Raw genomic sequence first — 25679 nt, 5'->3', positions numbered from 1 at the left:
CCGTCTTTCACGGGGTTGGCGAGCCTCTACTCCCAATATGACAAGGATGTCAAAAGTTTTTGACATCGTTGTCTGTCACGTCCGTAACCGCGCGGAAATCCGGCATTTCAGTCATGTCCCGTTCAGCCGTCCTTGTCGTTCCATGTGGCTGCGATAGCATCGTGGATGGTTTCGACGGAGGCGGATGTGCAGGTTGATTCGGCGCGCTGGGGCGGTGGACAGGTCTATGCGCTGGGCGATCTCGTGCCGCGCATCGCCGACGACGTGTTCCTGGCGCCCGGCGTGGTGGTGGTTGGCGACGTCGAGATCGGCGCGGGATCGAGCATATGGTTCAACTGCGTGTTGCGCGCGGACGTCGAGGCGATCCGGATCGGCGCGCGGACCAACATCCAGGACGGAACGACCATCCATGCCGACAAGGGATTCCCGACGATCATCGGCGACGACGTGCTGGTCGGTCACATGGTGATGCTGCACGGAGCGACGATCGAGGATCGCGGCTTCGTGGGGCTGAGTACCACTCTACTCAACGGCTCGAGGGTCGAAGGCGACGGGATGCTCGGTGCGGGAGCATTACTGACCGGCGGCAAGGCGGTGCGCGCGGGCGAACTCTGGGCCGGGCGCCCGGCCAAGCTGGTGCGCGCCCTGAACGACGCGCAGATCGCCGGCATGCGGCAGGGCGCCGCGCACTATGCCGAGAATGCCAGGCGCTATCTGCGCGATTTGAAGCCGCTCTAGCGAAAGCGGGGTTGGCGGCTCCCCGGACTTGAGCTAGGCTGTGATCACAGTGACCGGGTAAGCGGGGGAATCATGACCGATGCGGTGACGATCGAAGGGCTCCGGATGCCCGGCGATGCGATCATCGACGGTGTTCCGGTGGTATCGTCCGATGTCTTCGACAATGTGACGCCACGCGACGGAAGCCTGATCGGAAAGGTCGCGCTGTGCAGTCCGGCGGACGTCGATCGCGCGGTCGCCTCGGCGCGAGCGGCCTTTGAGGATGGGCGCTGGGGCGACCTGCCCTACAACGACAAGAAAGCGGTGCTGTTCAGGCTCGCCGACCTGATCGAGGCGAACCTCGACGAACTGGCGACGCTGGAAAGCCTCGACATGGGCAAGCCCGTCGCCGACGCGCGCGCCTTCGACATCCCGGCCTCGGTCAAGACCTTCCGCTATTATGCCGAGGCGCTGGACAAGGTGTATGGCGAGGTCGGGCCGCACCATCCTGGCCGCATCTCCTGGGTGCAGCACGAGCCGCTCGGCGTGATCGGCTGCATCGTGCCGTGGAATTTCCCGCTCAACATGGCGGCATGGAAGGTCGCGCCGGCGCTGGCGATGGGCAATTCGGTGGTGCTGAAGCCCGCCGAGCAGTCCCCGCTCACCGCGATCCGGCTGGGCGAACTGGCGCTGGAGGCGGGGCTGCCTGCGGGTGTGCTCAACGTCATCCCCGGCACCGGTGAGATGACGGGGCAGGCGCTCGCCAGGCATATGGACGTGGACATGATCGCCTTCACCGGCTCCGGCCCCGTGGGCGGCCTGCTGATGCGCTATGCCGGCGAGAGCAATCTCAAGCGCGTCTCGCTGGAACTGGGCGGCAAGTCTCCGCAGATCGTGTTTGCCGATTGCCCGGACATGGAGGCGGCGGCGCAGGCGGCGGCGTGGGCGATCTTCTTCAACCAGGGCGAGGTTTGCACCGCCGGATCGCGGCTGCTGGTGCAGAACAGCATCAAGGCGGAGTTTCTGGAGCGCGTCGTCGCGGTGGCGAAGACGATCGTGCCGGGCGACCCGCTCGATCCCGCCACCCGCTTCGGCGCGATGGTGAGCGAGGAGCAGATGAACGGCGTTCTCCGCCGCATCGAGCGGGCCAAGGCGGACGGAGCGAAGCTGCTGATCGGCGGCCACCGCGTGCGCGAGGAGAGCGGCGGCTTCTACATCACGCCGACCATCTTCGACGGCGTCGATCCGTCGTCCGCGCTGGCGACCGAAGAGGTATTCGGCCCGGTGCTGGGCGCGATCGGCTTCGATACGCCGGAGGAGGCTTTCAAGCTGGCCAATTCCACCATCTACGGCCTCGCGGCGGGCGTGTGGACGGCGGACGTCAACCTCGCCCATCGTGCGGCGCGCAGGATCCGGTCGGGCCTCGTCTGGATCAACGGCTGGGATGCCTGCGATATCACCATGCCGTTCGGCGGCTTCCGCCAGTCCGGCTTCGGGCGCGATCGCTCGATGCACGCGCTGGAGAAATATGCGGACCTCAAGGCGGTGACGATCAGCTTCACGGGTGCCGCATGAGCGGGTTTCAGGCCGAGGCGCGGGAAGCGCGGGACTTCCTCGCCGCGCATCCCGACGTCGAATTTTTCGAGATGTTCTTCACCTCGCTCACTGGGGTGCCGCGCGGCAAGCGCCTGCGGCGGTCCGAAGTGATGAAGCTGTACGAGGGTTCGGCCTTCCTGCCCGGCTCGATCGTGGCGGTCGATATCCTCGGCGCCGATTGCGAGGACACCGGCATGGTGTGGGAGACGGGCGACGCCGATCGCATTGCCTGCGCGGTGCCCGGCGGCATCGTCCCCGCGCCGTGGATCGGCGAGGATGCGGCGCAGGTGATGTGCTCGCTCCACGATCTCGGCGGGGAGGTGACGCCGTTCGATCCGCGCGCGGTGCTGCAGCGGGTGTTGGATCGGTACGCCGCCGATGGCCTGACGCCGATGGTGGCGTGCGAGATGGAATTCTACCTCGTCGAGAGCCGGCGGGGCCGGGTGTCGCTGAGGAGTTCGCCTTTCACGCGGCGCAAGCCCGTCGCCAACGAGGCGCACGGCCTGCCTGAGACCGAGGATGCCGCCGATTTCCTCCGCGCCTTGTGGAAGGCCGCCGATGCGCAGGGCGTGCCGGTCGAGGGCGCCAGTTCCGAGGCCTCGCCGGGGCAGCTCGAACTGACGCTTCACCACAAGGCCGACGCGCTGGCGGCGGGCGACGACGCGGTGCTGTTCAAGCGCATGGCCAAGGGCGTCGCCCGCCCGCTCGGCTGCGAGGCGACCTTCATGGCCAAGCCCTTCGCCGAGATCGCAGGCTCCGGCATGCACATCCACATGTCTATGCTGGACGCCAATTGCGCCAACATCTTCGCGTCAGACGCGGCCGAGGGGACGGAGCAGCTTCGCCACGCGATTGGCGGCATGGCACAGACGATGGCCGATGCGATGGCGGTGCTGGCGCCCAACGCCAACAGCTTCCGCCGCTACGTCGCGCGCAGCTACGCGCCGGTGTCGCCGACCTGGGGCGTCAACAACCGCACCGTGGCGCTGCGCATTCCGGCGGGCTCGGCCGCCTCGCGCCGGGTGGAGCATCGCGTCGCGGGTGCCGACGCCAACCCATATCTCGCGCTCGCCGTGGTGCTGGCCGGTGCCCATTACGGCCTGACCAACAAGCTCGATCCCGGTGCAATGACGCATGGCGACGGCTATTCCGCCCCGGTCGCGGCGGGCGATCCGCTGCCGACCGACTGGCTCAAGGCGATCGATCGCTTCGCGGCGTCGAGCGTGATGAGCGAGTATCTCGGCGACGCTTTCGTCGATCTCTACGCCACCGTGAAGCGCACCGAGCAAGCACGGTTCAACGCGGTCGTCACCTCCCTCGATCACGACTGGTATCTCCAGAATGCGTGACGCGACGCGCCTCTCCGTTCGTCCTGAGCCTGTCGAAGGACGTGCCGCAAGCGCGGCGCCCGCTGCCTGTCCTTCGACTTCGCTCAGGACGAACGGGATTTTGGTGGAGAGGCTGGGATGAGCACCGAGCAGCCTTGGTCTCGCGCCAAAGGCCCCTTCGCCGCAGTGTTCACCGCGCCGGCTCTGTGGCTGCTGTTCTTCTTCCTCGTGCCGCTGGCGATCATCTGGGCCTACAGCTTCGGCACCACCCAGGGCCTCACCGACATCGACATCAACGGCACCTTCTCGAACTACGTCCGCATCGCCGATCCGGTCTATATCGAGGTGTTCGTGAAGTCGCTCTGGTATGCGGCGCTGACCACTTTCCTGTGCCTCGTCGTCGGCTTTCCGGTGGCGCTGGCGATCACCTTTTCATCCGATCGCCAGAAGGTGTGGCTGCTGCTGCTGATCATGCTGCCCTTCTGGACCAACCTGCTGGTCCGCACCTACGCGCTGATGGCGGTTCTCCGCACCGAAGGCTTCGTCAACGACATGCTCGGCTGGGTGGGGCTGGGGCCGTGGCCGTTACTGCACAACAATTTCGCGGTGGTGTTCGGGCTGGTCTACGTCAACTTGCCCTTCCTCGTGCTGCCCCTCTATTCCGCGCTCGACCGGCTCGATCGCTCGCTGCTGGAGGCGAGCCTCGATCTTGGCGCGGGGCACATCCGCACGATCTTCGAGGTCGTGGTGCCGCTAGCTTTGCCTGGCATCCTTTCGGGCCTGCTGATCACCTTCATCCCGGCGCTCGGCTCCTACCTGACGCCGGACCTGCTCGGCGGGCCGGACAGCCAGATGATCGCCAACGTCATCGAGCGCCAGTTCAAGCGCGCCAACGACTGGCCGTTCGGCTCCGCGCTCTCCTTCATCCTCATGTACCTCACCTTCTTCGCGATAGCCGCGCAGGGGCTGGTGGCGAAGCGCCGGAAGGGGCTGGAGCAATGAGCAAGAAAGCTGCCCCGCTCGACTATCTTTCCCGCTGGCCGCTGAGGCTGTGGCTCGTGCTGGTCGCGATCTTCCTCTATGCGCCGCTGCTGACGCTGATGGCGTTCAGCTTCAACGACAGCCGCCGCAACATCGTCTGGCAGGGCTTCACGCTCGACTGGTACGGCGCCGTCTTCCAGGACAGCGACCTACTGACCGCATTCGGCAACTCGCTGACCATCGCGGCGATCTCGACCGTCGTCAGCCTGATCCTCGGCGCGATGGTGGCGGTGGCGTGCTGGCGCTTCCGCTTCCCGCTGAAGCCCGCCTTCGAGGGTGCGCTGGCGCTGCCGATCGTGGTGCCGGAAATCTGCATGGGCGTCGCCATGCTGGTCTTCTTCTCGCGCGTCATGCCGTGGCCGGACGACCTGCCGTGGCCGTTCAGCCTCGGCGCGATCATCATCGCGCACATCTCGTTCAGCTTCCCGTTCGTGGCGGTGATCGTCCGCGCGCGCCTCGCCTCGTTCAACCGCGAGCTGGAGGAGGCGGCGAAGGATCTCGGGGCCTCGGAATGGCGCGCCTTCATGGACGTGCTGGTGCCGCACATGAAGCCTGCGCTGATCGCCGGCGCGTTGCTCGCCTTCACGCTCAGCCTCGACGATTTCGTGATCACCTTCTTCACCGCTGGGCCGGACACCGTGACCTTCCCGGTGAAGGTCTATTCGATGGTGCGCTTCTCGGTGACGCCCGAGGTGAATGCGGCGTCCACGCTGCTGATCGTGGTGACGGTGCTGCTGACCGCGATCGGCCTGAAGATGCAGGGCAAGGACGTCGCTAAGATGGAAGGGGGACAGTGATTTGGCCGAGCCGCTGATCCGGATCGAGGGCGTCTGCAAGCGCTTCGGCGATTTCGCCGCGGTGGACAATGTGGACCTCGCCATCGAGGAGGGTGAGTTCTTCGCGCTGCTCGGGCCTTCGGGCTGCGGCAAGACGACCTTGTTGCGCATGCTGGCGGGGCTCGAGGTGCCGACCGAGGGCCGCATCCTGATCGACGGCAAGGACATGGAGGGCATCCCGCCCAACAAGCGTCCGGTCAACATGGTGTTCCAGTCCTATGCGGTTTTCCCGCACATGACGGTGGAGCAGAATGTCGGCTACGGCCTGCGCATCGACGGCGTAGCCAAGGATGAGCGCGCGCAGCGCGTGCAGGAAGCGCTTGGGCTGGTGAAGCTTGATGGCTTCGAGAAGCGCAAACCGGATCAGTTGTCCGGCGGCCAACGACAGCGCGTCGCTTTGGCCCGCGCGCTGGTGAAGCGCCCGCGTGTGCTGCTGCTCGACGAGCCGCTCTCCGCGCTCGACGCCAAGTTGCGCGAGGCGATGCGCTCCGAACTCGCGATCATTCAGGACAAGGTGGGCGTCACCTTCGTGATGGTCACGCACGACCAGGACGAGGCGCTGGCGATGGCCTGCCGCTGCGGCGTGATGAACAAGGGCGTGCTGCAGCAGGTGGCGACGCCGAGCGATCTTTACGAATATCCCGCCAACCGCTTCGTCGCGGATTTCATCGGCAGCGTGAACCTGTTCGAGGGCAAGCTGGTGATCGACGAGACGAGCCAGGCGCTGATCGAGGCGGACGGCGCCCGCGTCTGGGTCGATCATGGCGTGACGGGCGCGACCGGCGGCACGGTATGGGCGGCGCTCAGACCCGAGAAGATCGAGCTGTCGCATCGGGAGGAGGGTGGCCATCGACCGCCGGTTGCAGCCGGCACGCCCGAGGGCGCCAACATGCTTGCCGGCACGGTACGGCATTATTCCTATCTCGGCAGCGAGACCGTTTACGAGATCGAGGCGGCGGGCGGCCGGATGATCAAGGTGCTGCGCTCGAACGTGCGGCGCTACGAGGATCGTGGCTTCGACTATGACCAGCCGGTGTGGCTGAGCTGGTCGCCGCAGTCGCCGGCGGTGCTGCTGTCGTGACCCGCCCGCTTATCGGCATCTCGGCGGACACGCGGCCCTATGGCGACGAGACGGCGCAGCTCGTCATCGAACGCTATATGGAGGCGGTGATCCGCAACGCCGATGTCGATGCGGTGCTGATCCCGGCGCGGCCGGACCTGATCGATCCGAAGGCGGTGGCGGCGCGGCTCGACGGGCTGCTGCTGACCGGCAGCCCCTCCAACGTCGCGCCGGCGCGCTACGGCGATGCGAGCGAGGGCAACGGCCCGTTCGACCTCGGCCGCGACGAGATGACCGCGCGGCTGATCGCGGCGATGGTCGATCGCGCGCGGCCGGTGCTCGGCATCTGCCGGGGGTTCCAGGAGCTCAATGTCGCGTTCGGCGGTACGCTGGCGCGCGATCTCGGCGACGAGGGGCGGACGCTCAACCACCATGCGCCGGAAGGCGTGCCGCTCGCCGCAATGTTCGGGCATGAGCATGATGTGATCCTTACGCCCGGTGGCATCCTAGCCAGCGCCTTCGGGCGCGAGCGGCTGACGGTGAATTCGGTCCACTATCAGGGCGTCGACCGGCTGGGCGAGGGCCTGTCGGTGGAAGCCGAGGCGCCGGACGGGGTGATCGAGGCCGTCTCGGCCAGCCCCAACGGCGCGGCCGTGCTCGCTGTCCAGTGGCACCCCGAATGGCAGACCGACCGGGATGCCGCCTCGCAGGGTGTCTTCCAAATCTTCGGCCGGGCCTTGCGGGGCGAACCGGCCACCTCACCGGAGAAGGTCCCATGACCCGCCGCAATCACGACATCGCCGAACTCAAGCGCCTCGACGTCGCGCACCACCTGCCCGCGCAATCCTCCTACAAGCTCCAGCGCGACATCGGCGGTAGCCGGATCATCGTCCATGCCGAGGGCTCGACGATCTTCGATGGCGACGGCAACGCCATCCTCGACGGCATGGCGGGCCTGTGGTGCGTCGATGTCGGCTACGGACGCGCCGAACTCGCCGAGGTGGCGCGCGAGCAGATGCTCGAACTGCCCTTCTACAATACCTTCTTCCGCACCGCGACGCCGCCGCCGATCGAGCTGGCGGCCAAGCTGGCCGGGCTGCTGGGTGGCGACCTGCAGCATATCTTCTTCAACTCTTCCGGATCGGAATCGAACGATACGGTATTCCGGCTGGTCCGCACCTATTGGGGCATCAAGGGCGAGCCCGAGCGCAAGGTCTTCATCAGCCGCCGCAACGCCTATCACGGATCGACCGTGGCGGGCGCCAGCCTCGGCGGCATGAGCTACATGCACGTGCAGGGCGACCTGCCGATCCCCGGCGTCGAGCATGTCATGCAGCCTTACGTCTTCGGTGACGGCTTCGACGAAGACCCGGCCGATTTCTGCGCCCGCGCGGTGCAGGACATCGAGGACCGCATCCTCGCGGTCGGCCCGGAGAAGGTCGCGGCCTTCATCGGCGAGCCGGTGCAGGGCGCGGGCGGCGTGATCATCCCGCCGGATGGCTACTGGAAGGGCGTCGAGGCGGTGTGCCGGAAATACGGCATCCTGCTGGTGTCGGACGAGGTGATCTGCGGCTTCGGGCGCCTGGGCGAATGGTTCGGCTTCCAGCATTTCGGGATCACGCCGGATATCGTCAGCATGGCGAAGGGCCTGTCCTCGGGCTATATGCCGATCTCGGCCACCGCCGTTTCGTCGGACATCGTCGAGACGCTGCGTTCGGTCGATGACGATTTCGTCCATGGCTACACCTATTCGGGCCATCCGGTCGCCGCTGCCGTGGCGCTCCGCAACATCGAGATCATCGAGCGCGAGAAGCTGGTGGATCGGGTGCGCGACGACATCGGGCCGTATTTTGCCAAGGCGCTGGCCAAGCTCTCCGATCACCCGCTGGTCGGCGAGGCGCGCTCGCTGGGCTTCATCGGCGCAATCGAGATCGTTGCGCGCAAGGGCACCAACCGCCGCTTCGGCGGCAAGGAAGGGCTGGCCGGCCCGATCGTCCGCGACGCCTGTATCGGACGCGGCCTGATGGTCCGCGCGGTGCGCGACAGCCTTGTCATGTGCCCGCCTTATGTGATGACCCACGAGGAGATCGATCGCATGGTCTCGATCATAGCCGCCGCGCTGGACGAGACGAGCGAGACGTTGAGGGCGCTGGACATGCCGGTACTCGAAGGCGCGGGCGAGGGGCTCTGATCATGGCCGAGGATTTCGCCAACTGGATCAAGGAAAAACGGATCAGCGAGGTGGAGTGCCTCGTGCCGGACATGAACGGGGTCATCCGCGGCAAGGTGTGGCCGGCGAACAAGTTCGTCTCTTCGGTCCAGAACGACAGCCTGCGCATGCCGTCGAGCATCTTCTCGGTCACCGTCACCGGCCAATATGCCGACGAGCCGGGCGACGAGGAGTCTTTCCAGGACCGCGATGTCTCGCTGCATCCCGATGTCGACACGCTCTGCGTCGCGCCGGGCTTCAAGACGCCGACCGCCTTCGTCTTCGCCGACGCGCACCACAAGGGCGGCGGCCCCTACGAGACCAGCCCACGCTACGTGCTCAAGAAGGTGCTCGAGCTCTACGACGAGATGGGCTGGAAGATATTCGTCGCGCCCGAGCTCGAATTCTATCTCACCCAGATCAACACCGATCCCGATCTGCCGCTGGAGCCGCCCGCCGGGCGCTCGGGCCGCGCCGAGACATCGCCGCAGCCTTACGGCCTCGAAGCGGTCACCGAGTATGAGGACCTGATCGAGGATATCTACGACTATGCCGAGGTGGCCTCGCTCCACCTCGACACGATGATCCACGAGGCGGGCACCGCCCAACTCGAGATCAACTTCAACCACGGCGATCCCATCCACCTGTGCGATCAGGTGATCCTGTTCAAGCGCATCGTCCGGCAGGTGGCGCTCAAGCACGGCGTCTACGCCACCTTCATGGCGAAACCGCACGAGAACCAGCCCGGCTCGGCGATGCACCAGCATATCTCCGCGGTGGATGCCAAGACCGGCAAGAACCTGTTCGGGGATGGCAAGGGCAAGGAGGGGCTGAGCAAGACCTTCCGCCACTTCGTCGGCGGAATGCAGACGCTGCTCCCCGAAGTGGCGCCACTGTTCGCGCCCAACGTCAACAGCTTCCGCCGGATGCGGCCCGACCACTCTGCTCCGATCAACCTGCAATGGGGCTATGACAACCGGTCCTGCGGCTTGCGCGTGCCGATCACCGACATGCCCAACACCCGTATCGAAAACCGCGTGCCGGGGGCCGATTCCAACCCCTATCTGGCGATCGCGGCGTCGCTGGTGTGCGGCTATATCGGCGTGCGCGACGGCATCAAGCCGGAGGCGATGGTGGAGGGCAACGCCTATCGCCACGCCCGCACCCTGCCGCGCAATCTGGACGAGGCGCTGTTCCGCTTCACCCAGTGCAAGGAAGTGATCGAGATCCTCGGCGAGGATTTCGTCCGCGCCTTCATCCGCATCAAGTCCGACGAGCTCAACGCCTATGAGGGTGTGATCAGCTCGTGGGAGCGGGACCATCTGTTGCTGAAGGTGTGATCATGACCGGCATGCCCAACGACCTCTCCGCCTTCTGGATGCCGTTCACCGACAATCGCGGCTACAAGGCCGAGCCGCGCATGTTCGAGAGGGCCAAGGGCATGCATTACTGGACGCCGGACGGGCGGCAGGTGCTGGACGGCACCGGCGGCCTGTGGTGCGTCAATGCCGGGCACTGCCGCGAGCCGATCACCCAGGCGATCGCCGAGGCGGCGGGCGAACTGGATTTCGCGCCGACGTTCCAGCTGGCGCATCCGAGCGTCTTCCGCCTCGCCACGAAGCTGGCCGAGATCACGCCCGAGGGGCTGGACCGCATCTTCTTCACCAACAGCGGATCGGAATCGGTCGACACCGCGCTCAAGATCGCGCTCGCCTACCAGCGCTCGATCGGGCAGGGGACGCGGACGCGGCTGATCGGGCGCCAGCGCGGCTATCACGGCGTCAATTTCGGCGGCATCTCGGTGGGTGGGATCGTCGGCAACCGGCGGCAATTCCTGTCGCTGCCCGGCGTCGATCACCTGACCCACACCTACAATGCCGAACACCAGGCATTCACGCGCGGCCAGCCCGAATGGGGCGCGCATCTCGCCGACGAACTGGAGGCGCTGATCAACCTCCACGGCGCCGAGACCATCGCGGCGGTGATCGTCGAGCCGATGGCGGGCTCCACCGGCGTGCTTCCGCCGCCCAAGGGCTATCTGGAGAAGCTGCGCGCGATCACGAGCAAGCACGGCATCCTGCTGATCTTCGACGAGGTGATCACCGGCTTCGGCCGCGTCGGCGCGGCATTCGCGGCGCAGGCCTTTGGCGTCACGCCGGATATGATCACCATGGCCAAGGGCCTCACCAACGGCGCGGTGCCGATGGGCGCGGTGGCCTGCGCCGAGTTCATCCATGACGGTATCGTCGACAATGCGCCGCCGGGGATCGAGCTGGCGCACGGCTACACCTATTCGGGCCATCCGCTAGCCGCCGCTGCCGGCCTCGCGACGCTGGGCATCTATGCCGATGAAGGCCTGTTCGAGCGCGGTGCGGCGCTGGCCGGGCCGTGGGCCGATGCGATCCACGCGCTGCGCGACCTTGATGTGGTGCAGGACATCCGCACCATCGGCTTCGTTGCAGGTGTCGAGATGAAGGCGAAGCCCGATGCAATCGGCGCGCGCGGCAAGGCGGTGTTCCACCGCGCCTTCGACGACGGCCTGCTGGTCCGCGCCACCGCCGATACGATCGCGCTCTCGCCCCCGCTGATCGCCAGCGAGGCGGACATCGGCGAGATCGCCGACAAGCTGCGCAAGGCCATCGTCACCGCCGCCTGAACCCGCTAAAGCGCCGCGCCATGACGACGATGAAAGTGGAAGGCGGCTGCCATTGCGGCATGGTCCGCTTCGAAGCGTATGTGGACGGCCCCGAAGTCGAGGTGCTGGACTGCGATTGCGACATCTGCCGCATGTCCGGCTATCTCCACCTGATCTTGCCGGACGACAAGTTCAAGTTGGTCGAGGGCCAGAGGGACACCACCGCCTACCGCTTCGGCACCGGCCGGGCACGGCACATCTTCTGCACGCAATGCGGCATCAAGAGCTTTTATCGCCCGCGCTCACACCCCGACGGGATCAGCATCCACTGGCATTGCCTCGACGAAGGGCACGGGCTTGCTGCCAAAATCGTCAAGTTCGATGGAGCCTATCCGGTCTGAGCGGACCCCGGGCAAATGTTTCTGCATTGCAGCATCGGCCGTCAACAATGCCCGACTTGAAATCCGGCGGAAGCGCTCGCGCCCTAGGGCCGCAATCGGGAGTTTCTCGATTGCGTAGGAAAAATTCATGGCCGATCTGAACGAAGCGAGCATTCCTCTGTTCGCAGCGACCAACACCGGCAGCCTGAGCCTCCGTCTGACATTCAAGCTGCTCGCCTGGCTCTATGAGGCCGACAAGCTCGATCGCGATGAACTGGAGGCGATCGCCGGCGGCTTGATCGCAGAGCTGGGCTCGGACGCGGAGCGTTTCGAGCAATGGCAGATGCTGCGCGACTGGGTGCCCGATCTGCGCAAGCCGCGCGATCCAGCCAAGTCGGCGGCGGTGGAGCGCAAGGCCGCCTGAAGCGCTCCCATCCTCTCCGAGCCACGCTCAGGGAGGATGGAAAGGTCATTCTACCATCTGGCGGAAGTTCAGCCCTTCCGCGCCTGCTCGAGCAGCCCGCGCCGATATTCGCCCTGCCGCTCCAGCATCCAGCCGGGATATTCCGCCGGCATCGAGCTGACCTCGGCCAGCGTCTTCAGTTCATCCTCGCTCAGCGTCACCTCCGTCGAGGCGATATTGTCGTCGAGCTGGTCCTTGCGCTTGGCACCGACGATCACGCTCGTCACGACCGGCTGGTGGAGCAGCCACGCCAGCGCGATCTGAGCGATCGACACACTCTTGGCCTCGGCGATCGGCCGCATCGCATCGATCACGGCGAAACCGCGATCCTTGTCGACTGGCGGGAAGTCGAACGCGGCGCGGCGGCCTTCGGTCGCCTTCTCGTCGTCGCGGCTATACTTGCCCGAGAGAAGGCCGCCGGCGAGCGGGCTCCAGACCATCAGGCCGACATTCTCGGACGTCAGCATCGGCACGATCTCGCGCTCCAGATCGCGACCGGCGATGGTGTAATAGGCCTGCAGGCTGGCGAAGCGGGAAAGGCCGAGCCGTTCGGAGATGCCGACCGCCTTGGCGATCTGCCACGCCGCCCAGTTGGAGACGCCGATGTAGCGGACCATGCCGGCGCCCACTAGCTCGTCCATCGCGCGGAGTGTCTCCTCCATCGGCGTCGCGGGATCGAAGCCGTGGATCTGGTAGAGATCGATATGATCGAGGCCGAGCCGCTCCAGGCTGTCCTCCACCGCCTGCATGATGTGGTAGCGTGACGCGCCGCGCTGGTTGACGCCGGAACCGGTCTCGCCCAGGAACTTGGTGGCGAGCACGTAATCGTCACGCTTCAGGCCGAGTTTGCGGATCGCCTCGCCGGTGATCTTTTCGGAACGGCCCTGGCCGTAGACGTTGGCGGTGTCGATGAAGTTGATGCCGGCATCCACCGATGCCTTGAGCAGATCGGTGGCCTCGTCGACCTGCAGGTCGCCGATGGCGCTCCACAAGCCTTCGTTGCCGCCGCCGAAGGTCATGGTGCCGAGACACAGCTCGGACACGAACAGGCCGGTCTGGCCTAGCCGGTTGTAGCGCATGGGATGCTCCGAAAGACATGAGGACGCGCGAGAGCGGCGCTGTTGGAAAATGGAGGGCAAGCGGCGTTGCGCAAGCCTCCGCGTCGCCGAAACGATCGGCCCGCGCGGCGGGCCGAAAGCCGGGAACATCATTGCCGCCGCCCCGTTCGCACATGCAGCACGCGATACCAAGGAGGCGCCGATGCGCGATCCCGCAGGCTGGCCGACGCTATTCGGCTCGGATGCCGCGCTCTGGACCCGATATCTGATCGTCGCGGCGGTCGCGATCGTTGCGGCGGGCATCGTCCACGCTGGGTTCGTCTTCGTCGCGAAGCGGGCGACGGCACGGACGAAGACGCAGACGGATGACATCCTGCTCGCGCGGCTGCGCGGCCCCTCGCGCTGGCTATTCGCCGCCGTCGCGCTGATGATCGCACAGCCGGCGATGCAACTCGGGCCAACGGGGCAGGGGTGGTGGCATTTCCTCGCCGGGCTGCTGACCCCGGCGCTGGTCGGCTGGCTGCTGATCGCGCTGCTCAGTGCGGGCAACGACATCGTGCAGGCGCGTGCCGACATTTCGGTGGCGGACAACCTTCGCGCCCGGCGCAAGCGCACCCGCGCCGGTATCCTCTACCGCATCTGCTTCTTCGTCGTGCTGATGGTGACCATCTGCCTGATGCTGATGTCGATCCCGGCGGTGCGGACGATAGGCGTGACGCTGGCGGCATCGGCCGGCTTGGCCGCGATCGCGCTGGGGGCGGCCGCGCAACCCGCGCTCAAGAACATCATCGGCGGCATCCAGATGGCTTTCACCGAGCCGATCCGTATCGACGACGTGGTGATCGTCGACGGCGAATGGGGCAAGATCGAGGAGATCAACCTCACCTTCGTGGTGGTTCGAATCTGGGACGACCGGCGGCTAGTGGTTCCGGTCTCCAAGTTCATGGAGGAGAATTTCCAGAACTGGACGCGCCATACGTCCGATCTGCTCGGCACCGCGTTCCTGCATGTCGACCGCACGGCCGACGTGCCGCGCCTGCGCCGCAAGCTGACCGAGATCGTCTCCAACGATCCGCTGTGGGACGGGCGGGTGTGCGGCCTTCAGGTGACCGACAGCTTTCCGTGGCATATCGAATTGCGCTGCCTGGTGAGCGCGGCGGACGCCGGTAAGGCGTTCGACCTGCGCTGCAACGTCCGCGAGGCGATGACCGCCTACATCGCGAGCGAGATGCCCGAGGCGCTGCCGCAGCAGCGCGAAGCGATTACCCTGTCTCCGGTGCCTAAGCCGTGACGTTCATTGCGCGGACAGCCCGATCGGGTGTAACTGGCGCCATGAAGATACTGCTCCCCTTCATTGGCCTGACGTTGCTGCCCGCCGCAGCGCTGTCAGCGCAGGCGGCGCCCGACACGCTTAGGCTGAGCGACGCGCAGAAGCAGGAACTGCTCGCCCACAACACCGAATCCAGCGTCGATGCGGCGCGTGCCGGGCTGGGCAATGGCGCACCCGGCCGCCAGATTCACGGCGAGATCGGCGCGATGTTCGGCACCCACGGCACGCGCGGTATCTACGGCACTGCCGCTGTCCCGATCGGCGACAATGCGAGTGCGGCGGTATCGTTCGAGGACAGCCGTTACGGCTACGGCCGGCATCGCTGAGGCTGGTTCAGGCGGTTTCCCGCAGGGTCTGAAGAAATCCCTCTACCCGCTGGCCCAATTGTACCGACGACGCCGCGAGCGCGCCGGCCACGCGCTTCATTTCGCCCGCGCCATGGGCGGCGGCCTGCGCGGTCTCGTTGATCGTCTCGACGTTGGCGCGGATATTGCGGCTGGCGGTTGCGGCCTGCCCGGCGCCCTCGGCGATGCCGAGCGTCATCATGCGCTGCGCCTGCACGGTCGCGTCGACTGTGCGCGCGATGCTTTCGACGCTGGCGATGATCTGTTCGATTCCGCCCTGGCCGGCGACGACATCCTCCGCCGCACCGCGCATCTCGGTGGAATGGCCGGCAATCTCTTCGGCAGCCTCCCTCGTCTGGGCGGCGAGCGCGCGTACCTCGTTGGCAACAACCGCGAAACCCCGCCCGGCGTCGCCCGCACGCGCCGCCTCGATCGTGGCGTTGATTGCCAGCATGTTGACCTTGCCGGCGAGGCTGTCGATCAGTGCCGTGATGCGCTCGATCGAGAGCGTCGATTCCTGAAGCACGACGGCGCGGCGGGCGCCGGCCGCCACCAGAGCCACCGCTTCGCCTGCTGTGGATTTGGCGCGCGCCGTCTCGGCCTGCAGCCCGTCGAGCGCGTTGACCTGCGCGTTGCCGTGCGCAGCGAGCGAGGCCATCGTCTCGCCGGTCTGCCCTGCGGCGGCCGCGACCATGCTTGCCCGGCGGCCGGTCTCCTCGCCCCGGCGCGCCGTGGCGCCGGCCGAGCTCTCGAGATCGGAGGCGAGGCTGCCGAGCATGCCGACCAACCGGTTGATCTCGCGCTCGAACGATTGGCCTGCCTCGTGGAGCAGGCGAAACTGCTGCTCGCGCCGATGCATCCGCTCCATCTCATGGGCGCCGGCGGCCGAGACGAGCTCGCGATTCTCGATCACGCCGCGATATCGTCCGTCGCTCGTCAGGATCATGCCCTCGCGACCGCCAGCATGCGCGTAGATGCTCAGCAATTCGCCGAGATCGCTGTCCACCTCTGCCGTCGGGCAGGGGCGCACGCGGTCCCTGAGCGTGCGCCCGAAGCTCGGGTTGCGCAGCAGCGCGTGACCGTAGGGATTGAAGAGGATCTGGCGAACGTCCTCCTCGAAGATCGCGCCGATCGGCTCGCGCGCCGCCGACAGCACCGGCAGGATGCGCAGGCCGGGATGGGCCTGGAACAGGGCGATCGCATCCGCCGCCGACGCCATGACGTCAACGAAGATCGATTCGCTGCCCGGTTTGCGAAGCTGCTCGGTCGTGCGCATGGGCAGGAGGGCTCGCATCGGCTTCTGAAGGGAACGCATACTCACTGACGCGATCCCTAGAGGGCGATGGTAAATGCGGGTTTGATATTGCGTGACGGGACGATGACAGCGCAGGTTTATTCCTGATCGGCCGTCTCGGCTTCCAGCGCCTGGCCCTCGCCCATCAGCGTGTGCGTGAAGCAGCGGCGCCACCAGAGCACGTCCTGTTTCTCCACGCCGTCCATCAACGCGCGCCAGCGACGGATGCGCTCTTCCTTGGGCATGGCGAGAGCCTGCACGATGGCATCGGACATCTCCTCGGCCGAATAGGGGTTCACGAGGACGGCCTCGTGCATCTGCTCGGAGGCGCCCGCGAATTTGGAGAGGATGAGGACGCCGGGATCCTCGGGATCCTGTGCCGCCACATATTCCTTGGCGACGAGGTTCATGCCGTCTCTCAGCGGCGTCACCAGCCCGATCCGCGCGGCGCGATAGATGCCGGCCAGGACATGGCGCGGGAAGCCCTGGTTGACGTAACGGATGGGGACCCAGTCGATATCGGCATAGGCGCCGTTGATCCGACCGGAAATGCGCTCGAGCTGCACGCGGATGCGCTGGTAGCTCTCGACATCGCCGCGGGACGGCGGGGCGATCTGAAGGAGGAAGACCTCTTTTCTCTGCTCGGGATGGTCGACGAGGAAGCGCTCATAGCCGAGGAAGCGCTCTTCCAGTCCCTTGGAATAATCGAGCCTGTCGACCCCGACGATCAGGTCGCGCCCGTCGGCGGAATCGCGCATCCGGCGATAGGTCAGCCGCGCGGTCGGGCTCTGCGCTGCCTCGACGAACTCCTTGGTGTCGATGCCGATCGGGCAGGCGACGGCTCGCACCGATCGATCGCCTAGGTGGATCGTGCCGTCCTCTTCCAAGGTCGCACCGAGATCCTGCACGGCATAGTCTTGAAAGGCCTCGAGCCATTCCTTCGTGTGGAAACCGACCACGTCATAGGCCAGCAGCGTCTTCACCAGATGCGCGGCGTTGGGCAGCGAGGAGAGCAGTCGGCGCGGCGGCCAGGGGATGTGCAGGAAAAAGCCCATCCGGTTCTTGCAGCCGCGCTCGCGCAACTCGTGGCCGAGCGGGATCATGTGGTAATCCTGCACCCACACCACGTCGTCCGGCTCGATCAGCGGGCGAACGGTATCGGCGAAGCGCTCGTTGACGCGCTGGTAGCCGTCCTCGAACCCGCGCTCGAACTCGGCGAGATCGATGCGGTAGTGGAAGAGCGGCCACAAAGTCCGGTTGGCGTAGCCGTTATAATATTCCTCGACGTCCTGCTCCTCGAGGTCGACCGTCGCGGTGGTGACCCCCTGCTCGCGCTGGAAGTGGATCTGGCCGGTGAATTCGTCGGTCAGCTCGCCCGACCAGCCGAACCAGATGCCGCGATATTCGCGCAACGCCGCCTGAAAGGCGACCGCGAGTCCGCCCTGGGCGCCCGCCGACTGGCCCTTGGGTGCCGAAACCCGGTTGGAGATGACGATCAGGCGGCTCATCGGATCGCCTGCCATGGCTTCGACAGCAGCACGGCGCAATTGATCATGCCGACCAGCGAGTAGGTCTGCGGATAGTTGCCCCACAGCTCGCCGCTGGTTGGGTCGATATCCTCGGAAAGCAGCCCGGCGGCGGTGCGGCGCTTGAGCATCTCCTCGAACAGCGTCCGTGCATCTTCGTGCCGGCCGGTGAGATACAGCGCCTCGATCAGCCAGAAGGTGCAGACGTTGAAGGCGGAATGCGGCACGCCGAAATCGTCCTCGCTGTCGTAGCGCAGCATGTCGGTGCCGCGCCTCAGGCCGGTCTCCAGCGCGTAGAGCGTCGCCCGGTAGCGTTTGTCCTGTGGGCTGAGGAAGCGCAGGTCCAGCAACTGGATCAAGCTGGCGTCGAGATCGTCGCCCGAGAAGGTGGCGGACAGGCGCTGCGTCTCGGTGCGCCACGCTTTCTCGACGATCGTGGCGTGGATCTGGTCGGCGCGGTCCTGCCAAAAGTGATAACGCTCCTCGAGGCCGAGCTTGTGCGCGGCGTTGGCGAGCCGGTCGCAGGCTGCCCAGCACATCGCCGCCGAATAGGTGTGGACCGACTGGCGGGTGCGCAGTTCCCACAGGCCGGCATCGGGTTTGTCGTGCACCTCCCACGCAAGATCGCCGATCGCCTCCAGCGCCTCGAAATCCTCGATCCCGGCCATGCGGAACAGGCGATGGTCGAAGAAGGCCTGGACGTTGCAGAGGATGATCTGGCCGTAGGCGTCGTGCTGTATCTGCTCATAGGCTTGATTGCCGACGCGCACGGGGCCCATGCCGCGATATCCGACGAGGCCGTCCTCGATCCGCTCCTCCAGCTTGGCTTCGCCGAGCACGCCGTAGAGCGGCTGGACGTGGCCGCCCTTAGCGCTTTCCACGATGTTGCGCAGGTAGGCGAGGTAGCTTTCCAGCACGTCGAGCGCGCCCAGTCGGTTTAGCGCCTGCACGGTGTAATAAGCGTCGCGGATCCAGCAGTAGCGATAATCCCAGTTGCGGCCCGAGTCGGCGTGTTCCGGGATCGAGGTGGTCAGCGCCGCGACGATCGCGCCGGTTTCCTCATGCTGGCAGAGCTTGAGCGTGATCGCCGATCGGATGACGATGTCCTGCCATTCGTAGGGCGTGGCGAGGCCGCGTACCCAATGCTGCCATTCGCCCGTCGTGTCGTGGAGCATCCGCATGCAGGCGGGCATCAGCGCGGTGGAGAAGCTCTCGTCTGGGCCGAGGAAGAAATGGAGTGGGTGCTCCAGACGGAACAGCCGTTCCTCCTGAATGTAGCCGACCGGCGCATCGGTCGAGAGACGCACCGATTCGTCGTTCAGGACGTAGCGGATATGGTGCGATCCGGCGGTGGTGGTGACGTCGGCATTGCCCCAGCCACGCGTCGGGCGCAGGCGGACGCGGATGCGCGGCGAGCCGGAGACGGGCCGCACCATCCGCACGAAGGCGACCGGGCGATAGATGCGCTCGTTGCTGGTGTAGCGCGGGCAGAAATCGGTCACTTCGATGGCGTTGCCATGCTCGTCCTCGTGACGGGTCACGAGGATCGGGGTGTTGCGGATGTAGCTCTGCTCGGTCTTGGCGACGCCATCGAGCTCGATCGCCCAGACACCCGTCGCCTTGTCGTCCCCCGCCTCGATGCCGGAGAGCAGGGAAGGGAAGACCGGCTCGCCATCGACGCGCGGCAGGCAAGCCCAGACGAGGCGTCCAGAACGATCGACAAGGCCCGAGACCTGGCAATTGCCGATCGGCCAAAGATCGAGATTGGTCGTCGTCACGTCGTTACCCCCGCCAAGCCACCGAGCCATCTGTGCACATCGCTTACCCCGCCGAGCCGATAACGCGCCGCCGTCTCGCGAGGTCCGCCGACTAAGACGCCCCAGCCGCCAAGCTCCTCCGCCGCGCGGAAACCGGCCTCGTCGGTGAGATCGTCGCCGATGAAGACGGGGCGAGTGCCCGTCATCGGCGACTCGTTCATGAAGCGGCGGACGGCATCGCCCTTATCGGCGCCCAGGACGCGCAACTCGACCACCATCTTGCCGTGCTGGAGTGTGAAGCCAGTGCGCGTGGCGATTTCTTCGGCGAGTGTGTCGCAGGCGGGGCCGGCATTCGGTGCCTGTCGATAATGGAGTGCCGCGCCGAACGGTTTCTCTTCCACGATCACGCCGGGATGCCCGTCCACCAGTGCCTCGAACGCGGCGACCGCCTCGTCCAGTCCTTCGGGCCGCGCAGGGGCTTCGGAACGGCCGTCGCTCCAGCGCAGTTCGAGGCCGTGGCTGCCCGCGACGGCGAATGGCGCGGTGCCTTCGATCCCGAGATAGGACAGAATGTCTTCGGCGCTTCGCCCGCTCACTACGGCCACCCGCCCGTCCAGACGATCAGCCAATGCGGTCACGAGGCGGCCGAGTGTCGGCTCGACCACCACCGCATCATGGCGCTCGGCGATGTCGACGAGAGTGCCGTCAAAATCGAGGAAAAGGCTGATTTCCGCCCCCTCCGCAAGATCGGGCGGGGCAGGCAGGGAGAATATATCGTCGGGCATGGGGTTCCGGTCTGGCGGCAGGGACAGTGAGCAAACGCAGCACGGCAGGATCGTTCCGCAACCGAACGTATTTTTCGGTGGCATCGCCGCACCGCCGCTTGATCGATCCGCTTTGCGCGAGGCGCCGAAACCGCCTAGCATTACCCGCAAACAGGTTTCGGGGGCGGACGTGTCGCAGACATTGGACGAGTTGGAGGAGGGCGCGACGATCGGCGCGGCCCGGGCGAGGCTGGTGATCGCGGCATCGTCGCTCGGCACCATCTTCGAATGGTACGACTTCTTCATCTACGGCACGCTGGCGCCGATCATTGGCAAACTGTTCTTCCCGTCGGGCAATCCGACGCTGGAATTCCTGGCGGCGCTGGCCTCGTTCGGCGTGGGTTTCGGCGTGCGTCCGTTCGGCGCTGTGGTGTTCGGCTATCTCGGCGACAAGCTCGGCCGAAAATACACCTTCCTGCTGACGGTCGCGCTGATGGGCCTCGCCACGGCGGGCGTAGGCTTCGTGCCGACGCACGCGCAGATCGGCGTGGCGGCGCCGGTGATCCTCGTGGCGTTGCGGGCGCTGCAGGGCCTCGCCCTCGGCGGCGAATATGGCGGCGCCACGACCTACGTCGCCGAGCATGCGCCCCGCAACAAGCGCGGCTTCTACACCAGCTTTATCCAGGCGAGCGTGATCGGCGGCTTCCTGCTAAGCCTGATCGTGGTGCTGACCTCCCAGCAGACGGTGACCGGGCCGGAATGGGATCAATGGGGCTGGCGCATACCGTTCCTCTTCTCGCTGGTGCTGCTGGTGATCTCGCTGTGGATGCGGTTGAAGCTGCACGAGAGTCCGATCTTCAAGGCGCTCAAGGCCGCCGATCGTGTCGCTGACAACCCGCTGACCGAAGCCTTCTCCACCAAAGGCAATATCAAGCTCATCATCGTCGCGATGCTAGGCATCGCCGCGGGCCTGACGGTGATCTGGTACACCGCGCAGTTCGGAGCGCTCTATTTCCTCCAGAATGCACAGCGGCTGGACGACACCTGGGCGCGCGTGCTGATCGGCATCGGTGCGGTGATCTCGCTCGGCTGGTTCATTCTGTTCGGCTCGCTCTCCGACCGGATCGGCCGCAAGCCCTCGATCGTGCTGGGCTACGCGTTGACCCTGGCGCTGCTCTTCCCGCTCTTCCACCTGATGGCATCAGCCGCGAACCCCGATCTCGCCAACGCGCAGCGCCGCGCGGCGGTGACCGTCTCGGGGCCTGACTGCCGCTACGATCCGTTCATCGCCGGTAAACAGGCGACCGAATGCGCCAAGATCATCGAACATCTGGCTGGCAAGGGCATCAACTACACCAAGATCAGGACGCCCGGCACGGCGCTGATCGTCGGCAATCGTGCCGTAGCAGACCATTCGCCGGCCGCGATCGATGCCGCGCTCACCGCCGGCGGCTGGTCGGTCGCCAAGGTGAAGCCGTCGATCAAGGGGGCGGTGATCATCGTCTTCTCGGTGGCGATGCTCGGCATGCTGTCGGGCATGACATACGGACCGGTGGCGGCCTTGCTGGCCGAACTGTTCCCGGCCCGGATCCGCTACTCGTCAATGTCGATCCCCTATCATATCGGGACGGGCTATTTCGGCGGATTCCTGCCGCTGATCAGCCAGTATATCGTGGCGCGCACCGGCAACCCCTTTTCGGGCCTGTGGTACACCTTCGCGGTGGTGGCGATGGCGCTGGTGATCACGATCTTCTGGGTGCCCGAGACGCGGGGCAACGATCTCGACTAGCCGCGCTTCCCCCGCTATCGGCGCCACGGTGTTCGAGTCCGTACCTGCCGCCCTGCGCCTGACCATCGACGGCGACGCGCTTGCCGCCAACTGGCGCTGGCTGCGCGCGCGGGGCGGGGAGGCCGCCTGCGGGGCCGCGGTGAAGGCGGACGGCTACGGTCTCGGCGCGCGCGGCGTGGTCGACCGGCTGGCGCGCGAGGGCTGCCGCGATTTCTTCGTGTCGAGCTGGGCCGAGGCGGCGGCGCTGGGGCCGATGCCCGAAGGCGTTGCGCTGTCGGTGCTGCACGGCGTGCGGGAGGCGGACATGCCCGCCGCGCTCTCCGGCATCGCGAGGCCGGTGCTGAACTCGGCCGAGCAGGTCGCGCGGTGGAAGGCGGCGGGTGGGGCGGCGTGCGACGTAATGATCGACACCGGCATTAACCGGCTGGGGCTTCGCCCGGAAGAGGCAGGCGTGCTGGCAGGGCTCGAAATCGAGACGCTGATGAGCCACCTCGCCTGCGCCGACGAGCCCGACCATCCAATGAACGAGCGCCAGCTCGCGCGGTTCAGGCAGGTGCGGGCCGCGATCCCGGCGAAGCGCTACAGCCTCGCCAATTCGGCGGGCATCTGCCTTGGCAAGAAATATGCGTTCGGGGTGACGCGGCCGGGGCTGGCGCTTTACGGCGGCATTCCTGTGATCGGCCATTCGGTTCAGGAACAAGGGCTTCGGCCAGTCGCGGCGGTGGAAACGGAGGTCATCCAGATCCGCCAGGTCGAGGCCGGAGAGACCGTCGGCTATGGCGCAACCTGGCAGGCGCATCATCCCACCAAGGTGGCAATCCTCAACGTCGGCTATGCGGACGGCATCCTCCGCCAGTTTGCCGAGCATCTACCGATCCGGGTCGGTGATCAGGTTTTCGGGATGATCGGTCGCATCTCCATGGACCTGATCGCGGTCGACGTGACCGATCATGATCATGTCGTCATTACCGAGCATGATGGCGAGGGTTGGACGAGCCACAAACGGCTCCGTACCCCAGCCAATGTCCGCGAAGGCGATTGGCTGACCCTACCGCTGCACCTTCCTTGGCTCTCCAGATCGACCACCCTCTCGCAATATGAGTTGCTGACTACGCTCGGCCACCGCTATCAGCGCCGCTGGACATGACCGAAGGCCCGCTTGCTCCCCCCGTGAAAGGATTCGCCGCGATCGGACGGGCCGTAATTGGCTTGTTCGCGATGGTCGGGCGCGTCACGCTGTTCGCCTTCACCACTTTGATCCGCGCTTTGACCCCGCCTTATTACCCGGCGCGCTTCTTCGCGCAGCTGATGGAGATCGGCTGGTATTCGCTGCCGGTGGTGGGGTTGACCGCCATCTTCACCGGCTCCGCGCTTGCCCAGCAGATCTACACCGGCGGATCGCGCTTCGACGCGTCCTCCACCGTGCCCGCGATCGTCGTGTTCGGCATGGTGCGCGAGCTGGGGCCGGTGCTGTGCGGGCTGATGGTGGCGGGCCGCGTCGCCTCCGCCATGGCGGCCGAGCTCGGCACGATGCGCGTCACCGAGCAGCTCGACGCGCTCACCACGCTGCGCACCGACGCCTTCCGTTACCTGATCGCGCCGCGCCTGTTCGCGTGCGTGATCGCGCTACCGATCATGGTGCTGATCGCCAACACGATCGGGATCATGGGCGGATACCTGCTGGCGGTCTATAAGCTCGGCTTCAACGCCTCCGCCTATCTCACCAGCACGCGGCAATATCTTCAGATGGACGATGTCGAGATGGCGCTGGTGAAGGCGGCGGTGTTCGGCTTCATCATCGCGATCATGGGCTGCTACAACGGTTTCCGCACCGGCGGCGGCGCGGCGGGCGTCGGCAAGGCGACCACCGATGCGGTGGTATCCTCGTTTATGCTGATCCTGTTCAGCGATCTCATCATCACCATCGTGGCGTTCGGCTGATGGGCGAGCCGAAGATCAAGCTCGCCGAGGTGAAGAAGCATTTCGGCGAGAAGATCGTTCTCGACGGGGTGAACCTGTCGGTCGAGCCCGGCGAATCCGTCGCGATCATCGGCGGATCGGGCACCGGCAAATCGGTGACGCTGAAATGCATCCTCGGGCTGCTCACGCCGGACAGCGGATCGGTGCAGGTCGACGGGCAGGAGATCGTCGGTGCCAAGCCACGCGAGATCGAGAAGGTGCGAGCCAAGTTCGGCATGCTCTTCCAGGGCGGCGCGCTGTTCGATTCGCTGCCGGTGTGGCGCAACGTCACCTTCGGGTTGACCCAGGGCCGGATGCGTCACGCCGCCGAGATGCGGAAGATCGCCGAGGAGAATCTGGAGCGCGTCGGCCTCAAGGCGGACATCCTGAACCTCAGGCCTAACGAGCTTTCCGGCGGCATGCAGAAGCGCGTGGCGCTGGCTCGCGCGATCGCGCCGCGCCCGGAGATCATCTTCTTCGACGAGCCGACCACCGGCCTCGATCCGATCCGCGCGGACGTGATCAACGATCTGATCACCTCGCTCGTGGAGGATCTCGGAGTCACTGCGCTCACCATCACCCACGACATGGCCTCGGCCCGCAAGATCGCCCACCGGGTGGCGATGCTCTACAACGGCCGCATCGTCTGGCACGGCCCGCGCGACCGACTCTACGACAGCGGCAACCCTTATGTGGACCAGTTCGTCCAGGGCCGCGCGGACGGGCCGATCCGCTGATCAAAACGGGCTAAAGCTTCGCGCCGATCCGTCGTTAACCCTGTCGAGGCCGCTGTGGGGCGGCTCTGGGGGACCATCATGACGACGACGGCGCACTGGCTTCATCTCCGGCTCGGGCTTCCGCTGGTCGAGGTGAATGTCGATGAGGTTGCGCCGGTGCGGGAGCCGGAGTGTGCCGAGGCGGACATCGTCGCCCGCCAGCGGGCTTATGCCGCCGCACCGCTGGGCGTACAGTTCCCGGCGCGCTGATCGCGACACGTCACTTGCCTTCGCGCGGAGAGGGCGGCAATCCGTCCCGTATGCCCGCCGATCTCGATCTCGAAGACGCTTTGCTGGGCACGGTGGTGGCCGGGCGGCAATGCGGCGGATGCACCGCCTGCTGCGAGATCCTCAAGATCGACACGCCCGATCTCAAGAAGCCGGCCGGCACGCCGTGCGAACACCGCGGTGCCGGGGGTTGCGCCATCCACACCGTGCGCCCACCCATATGCCGGGCATGGTTCTGCGGGTGGCGCAGGATCGCGGCGATGCCGGATGAGGCCCGGCCCGATCGCAGCGGCCTGATGGTCTCGCTGGATTTCGTCCGCGAGCCGCGCAACTGCCTGGAGGGCGTCTCGATCGTGGTGCGGGCGATCGAAGCGCGCGGGGCGTTCAAGTCCGATGTCGCCGAGCATATCGTCGATCTCCTGTGCGACCGGCTGGTGCCGGTATGGCTGCACGATGGATCGCAGAAGATACTGATCCACCCGGAAGGCGACGTGGCCCGGCACGTGATATCGGGGGATACGCCGCCGGCCCATCTCCGCGAGGAAGTCTCGGCGTGGCGTTCGCGCTACGGGATGTTCGCCTGACGGCG

General features: G+C 66.2%; 25 protein-coding genes. 20 read left to right on the top strand and 5 right to left on the bottom strand.

Annotated elements, in window-relative coordinates; all coding sequences use genetic code 11:
• Positions 1–186: 186 nt before the first annotated feature.
• From HZF05_RS18645 to HZF05_RS18590, 12 genes are all read left to right on the top strand, one after another.
• Entirely contained in the window at positions 187–738 is a 552-nt protein-coding gene (locus tag HZF05_RS18645) for a gamma carbonic anhydrase family protein (protein WP_343046922.1), read from the top strand.
• Positions 739–810: 72 nt separating this feature from the next.
• Positions 811–2292 (top strand): aldehyde dehydrogenase, encoded by a 1482-nt coding sequence (locus HZF05_RS18640; protein WP_160363995.1) that lies wholly within the window; start codon positions 811–813, stop codon positions 2290–2292.
• Complete coding sequence (locus HZF05_RS18635) at positions 2289–3662, top strand: glutamine synthetase family protein (RefSeq protein ID WP_160363994.1); 1374 nt, start codon at positions 2289–2291, stop codon at positions 3660–3662. The genes HZF05_RS18640 and HZF05_RS18635 overlap by 4 nt, the downstream gene beginning before the upstream one ends.
• Before the next feature lie 117 nt (positions 3663–3779).
• The gene (locus tag HZF05_RS18630) at positions 3780–4643 is read left to right on the top strand and encodes an ABC transporter permease (RefSeq protein WP_160363993.1); all 864 of its coding nucleotides are present in this window, start codon (positions 3780–3782) and stop codon (positions 4641–4643) included.
• Positions 4640–5479: an ABC transporter permease gene (locus tag HZF05_RS18625; protein ID WP_160363992.1), complete on the top strand. Its 840-nt coding sequence runs from the start codon at positions 4640–4642 to the stop codon at positions 5477–5479. The genes HZF05_RS18630 and HZF05_RS18625 overlap by 4 nt, the downstream gene beginning before the upstream one ends.
• Before the next feature lies 1 nt (position 5480).
• On the top strand, positions 5481–6599 hold the full coding sequence (locus tag HZF05_RS18620) for an ABC transporter ATP-binding protein (protein ID WP_160363991.1): 1119 nt from the start codon (positions 5481–5483) through the stop codon (positions 6597–6599).
• Positions 6596–7357 carry a gamma-glutamyl-gamma-aminobutyrate hydrolase family protein gene (locus tag HZF05_RS18615; RefSeq protein WP_160363990.1) on the top strand — a complete coding sequence of 254 codons (762 nt, stop codon included), beginning with the start codon at positions 6596–6598 and terminating at the stop codon, positions 7355–7357. The genes HZF05_RS18620 and HZF05_RS18615 overlap by 4 nt, the downstream gene beginning before the upstream one ends.
• The gene (locus HZF05_RS18610; RefSeq protein ID WP_160363989.1) at positions 7354–8769 is read left to right on the top strand and encodes an aspartate aminotransferase family protein; all 1416 of its coding nucleotides are present in this window, start codon (positions 7354–7356) and stop codon (positions 8767–8769) included. The genes HZF05_RS18615 and HZF05_RS18610 overlap by 4 nt, the downstream gene beginning before the upstream one ends.
• Before the next feature lie 2 nt (positions 8770–8771).
• Positions 8772–10127 (top strand): glutamine synthetase family protein, encoded by a 1356-nt coding sequence (locus HZF05_RS18605; protein WP_160363988.1) that lies wholly within the window; start codon positions 8772–8774, stop codon positions 10125–10127.
• Positions 10128–10129: 2 nt separating this feature from the next.
• Positions 10130–11443 (top strand): omega-aminotransferase AptA, encoded by a 1314-nt coding sequence (aptA, locus tag HZF05_RS18600; protein WP_160363987.1) that lies wholly within the window; start codon positions 10130–10132, stop codon positions 11441–11443.
• Between the two features lie 20 nt (positions 11444–11463).
• Positions 11464–11823, top strand: coding sequence for a GFA family protein (locus HZF05_RS18595; protein WP_246332090.1), 360 nt, complete (start codon positions 11464–11466; stop codon positions 11821–11823).
• 127 nt (positions 11824–11950) lie between these two features.
• Positions 11951–12226, top strand: coding sequence for a hypothetical protein (locus HZF05_RS18590; protein WP_160363986.1), 276 nt, complete (start codon positions 11951–11953; stop codon positions 12224–12226).
• A 68-nt stretch (positions 12227–12294) separates the two neighbouring features.
• Here the strand turns inward: HZF05_RS18590 and HZF05_RS18585 are convergent, their stop codons facing one another.
• Entirely contained in the window at positions 12295–13344 is a 1050-nt protein-coding gene (locus HZF05_RS18585; RefSeq protein ID WP_160363985.1) for an aldo/keto reductase, read from the bottom strand.
• A 181-nt stretch (positions 13345–13525) separates the two neighbouring features.
• On the opposite strand from HZF05_RS18585, the gene HZF05_RS18580 reads away from it, so the two are divergent.
• Together HZF05_RS18580 and HZF05_RS18575 are read left to right on the top strand one after the other, a co-directional pair.
• The gene (locus HZF05_RS18580; RefSeq protein WP_160363984.1) at positions 13526–14614 is read left to right on the top strand and encodes a mechanosensitive ion channel family protein; all 1089 of its coding nucleotides are present in this window, start codon (positions 13526–13528) and stop codon (positions 14612–14614) included.
• A gap of 41 nt (positions 14615–14655) precedes the next feature.
• Positions 14656–14979 (top strand): hypothetical protein, encoded by a 324-nt coding sequence (locus HZF05_RS18575; RefSeq protein WP_181638919.1) that lies wholly within the window; start codon positions 14656–14658, stop codon positions 14977–14979.
• A 7-nt stretch (positions 14980–14986) separates the two neighbouring features.
• On the opposite strand, the gene HZF05_RS18570 is transcribed toward HZF05_RS18575, so the two are convergent.
• The 4 genes from HZF05_RS18570 to otsB all read right to left on the bottom strand — a co-directional run bounded on the left by HZF05_RS18570 (position 14987) and on the right by otsB (position 20359).
• A complete protein-coding gene (locus tag HZF05_RS18570; RefSeq protein ID WP_160363983.1) occupies positions 14987–16273 on the bottom strand; it encodes a methyl-accepting chemotaxis protein in 1287 nt (428 codons plus the stop codon).
• Between the two features lie 116 nt (positions 16274–16389).
• Positions 16390–17799 (bottom strand): alpha,alpha-trehalose-phosphate synthase (UDP-forming), encoded by a 1410-nt coding sequence (otsA, locus tag HZF05_RS18565; RefSeq protein ID WP_160363982.1) that lies wholly within the window; start codon positions 17797–17799, stop codon positions 16390–16392.
• Positions 17796–19625 carry a glycoside hydrolase family 15 protein gene (locus tag HZF05_RS18560; RefSeq protein WP_160363981.1) on the bottom strand — a complete coding sequence of 610 codons (1830 nt, stop codon included), beginning with the start codon at positions 19623–19625 and terminating at the stop codon, positions 17796–17798. Before HZF05_RS18560 ends, otsA begins: the two co-directional genes overlap by 4 nt.
• Entirely contained in the window at positions 19592–20359 is a 768-nt protein-coding gene (gene otsB / locus HZF05_RS18555) for a trehalose-phosphatase (protein ID WP_181638918.1), read from the bottom strand. Before otsB ends, HZF05_RS18560 begins: the two co-directional genes overlap by 34 nt.
• 169 nt (positions 20360–20528) lie before the next feature.
• Between otsB and HZF05_RS18550 the strand changes: the two genes are divergently transcribed.
• The 6 genes from HZF05_RS18550 (at position 20529) to HZF05_RS18525 (ending at position 25674) form a co-directional block, all read left to right on the top strand.
• Positions 20529–22127 carry an MFS transporter gene (locus tag HZF05_RS18550; protein WP_343046920.1) on the top strand — a complete coding sequence of 533 codons (1599 nt, stop codon included), beginning with the start codon at positions 20529–20531 and terminating at the stop codon, positions 22125–22127.
• 28 nt (positions 22128–22155) lie between these two features.
• A complete protein-coding gene (gene alr, locus HZF05_RS18545; RefSeq protein ID WP_160363980.1) occupies positions 22156–23274 on the top strand; it encodes an alanine racemase in 1119 nt (372 codons plus the stop codon).
• Entirely contained in the window at positions 23271–24068 is a 798-nt protein-coding gene (locus HZF05_RS18540) for an MlaE family ABC transporter permease (RefSeq protein WP_160363979.1), read from the top strand. Before alr ends, HZF05_RS18540 begins: the two co-directional genes overlap by 4 nt.
• The gene (locus tag HZF05_RS18535; protein WP_160363978.1) at positions 24068–24823 is read left to right on the top strand and encodes an ABC transporter ATP-binding protein; all 756 of its coding nucleotides are present in this window, start codon (positions 24068–24070) and stop codon (positions 24821–24823) included. The genes HZF05_RS18540 and HZF05_RS18535 overlap by 1 nt, the downstream gene beginning before the upstream one ends.
• Positions 24824–24901: 78 nt before the next feature.
• On the top strand, positions 24902–25072 hold the full coding sequence (locus HZF05_RS18530) for a hypothetical protein (protein WP_160363977.1): 171 nt from the start codon (positions 24902–24904) through the stop codon (positions 25070–25072).
• Between the two features lie 50 nt (positions 25073–25122).
• A complete protein-coding gene (locus HZF05_RS18525) occupies positions 25123–25674 on the top strand; it encodes a YkgJ family cysteine cluster protein (RefSeq protein WP_160363976.1) in 552 nt (183 codons plus the stop codon).
• Positions 25675–25679: the final 5 nt, after the last annotated feature.

The sequence above is a fragment of the Sphingomonas chungangi genome (assembly GCF_013778325.1).
GTDB classification, from domain to species: Bacteria; Pseudomonadota; Alphaproteobacteria; order Sphingomonadales; family Sphingomonadaceae; genus Solisphingomonas; species Solisphingomonas chungangi.
Note: the sequence above shows the minus strand (reverse complement) of the source record. Positions and strands in the feature narration are given on the sequence as shown.

Coding starts and splice junctions, on each gene's coding strand:
- HZF05_RS18535 (WP_160363978.1), top strand. CDS start 24,068: ATGGGCGAGCCGAAGATCAAGCTCGCCGAGGTGAAGAAGCATTTCGGC.
- HZF05_RS18525 (WP_160363976.1), top strand. CDS start 25,123: ATGCCCGCCGATCTCGATCTCGAAGACGCTTTGCTGGGCACGGTGGTG.
- HZF05_RS18630 (WP_160363993.1), top strand. CDS start 3,780: ATGAGCACCGAGCAGCCTTGGTCTCGCGCCAAAGGCCCCTTCGCCGCA.
- HZF05_RS18590 (WP_160363986.1), top strand. CDS start 11,951: ATGGCCGATCTGAACGAAGCGAGCATTCCTCTGTTCGCAGCGACCAAC.
- HZF05_RS18595 (WP_246332090.1), top strand. CDS start 11,464: ATGACGACGATGAAAGTGGAAGGCGGCTGCCATTGCGGCATGGTCCGC.
- aptA (WP_160363987.1), top strand. CDS start 10,130: ATGACCGGCATGCCCAACGACCTCTCCGCCTTCTGGATGCCGTTCACC.
- HZF05_RS18530 (WP_160363977.1), top strand. CDS start 24,902: ATGACGACGACGGCGCACTGGCTTCATCTCCGGCTCGGGCTTCCGCTG.
- HZF05_RS18585 (WP_160363985.1), bottom strand. CDS start 13,344: ATGCGCTACAACCGGCTAGGCCAGACCGGCCTGTTCGTGTCCGAGCTG.
- HZF05_RS18540 (WP_160363979.1), top strand. CDS start 23,271: ATGACCGAAGGCCCGCTTGCTCCCCCCGTGAAAGGATTCGCCGCGATC.
- HZF05_RS18570 (WP_160363983.1), bottom strand. CDS start 16,273: ATGCGCACGACCGAGCAGCTTCGCAAACCGGGCAGCGAATCGATCTTC.
- HZF05_RS18640 (WP_160363995.1), top strand. CDS start 811: ATGACCGATGCGGTGACGATCGAAGGGCTCCGGATGCCCGGCGATGCG.
- HZF05_RS18610 (WP_160363989.1), top strand. CDS start 7,354: ATGACCCGCCGCAATCACGACATCGCCGAACTCAAGCGCCTCGACGTC.
- HZF05_RS18625 (WP_160363992.1), top strand. CDS start 4,640: ATGAGCAAGAAAGCTGCCCCGCTCGACTATCTTTCCCGCTGGCCGCTG.
- HZF05_RS18580 (WP_160363984.1), top strand. CDS start 13,526: ATGCGCGATCCCGCAGGCTGGCCGACGCTATTCGGCTCGGATGCCGCG.
- otsB (WP_181638918.1), bottom strand. CDS start 20,359: ATGCCCGACGATATATTCTCCCTGCCTGCCCCGCCCGATCTTGCGGAG.
- HZF05_RS18635 (WP_160363994.1), top strand. CDS start 2,289: ATGAGCGGGTTTCAGGCCGAGGCGCGGGAAGCGCGGGACTTCCTCGCC.
- HZF05_RS18560 (WP_160363981.1), bottom strand. CDS start 19,625: ATGGCTCGGTGGCTTGGCGGGGGTAACGACGTGACGACGACCAATCTC.
- HZF05_RS18575 (WP_181638919.1), top strand. CDS start 14,656: ATGAAGATACTGCTCCCCTTCATTGGCCTGACGTTGCTGCCCGCCGCA.
- otsA (WP_160363982.1), bottom strand. CDS start 17,799: ATGAGCCGCCTGATCGTCATCTCCAACCGGGTTTCGGCACCCAAGGGC.
- HZF05_RS18605 (WP_160363988.1), top strand. CDS start 8,772: ATGGCCGAGGATTTCGCCAACTGGATCAAGGAAAAACGGATCAGCGAG.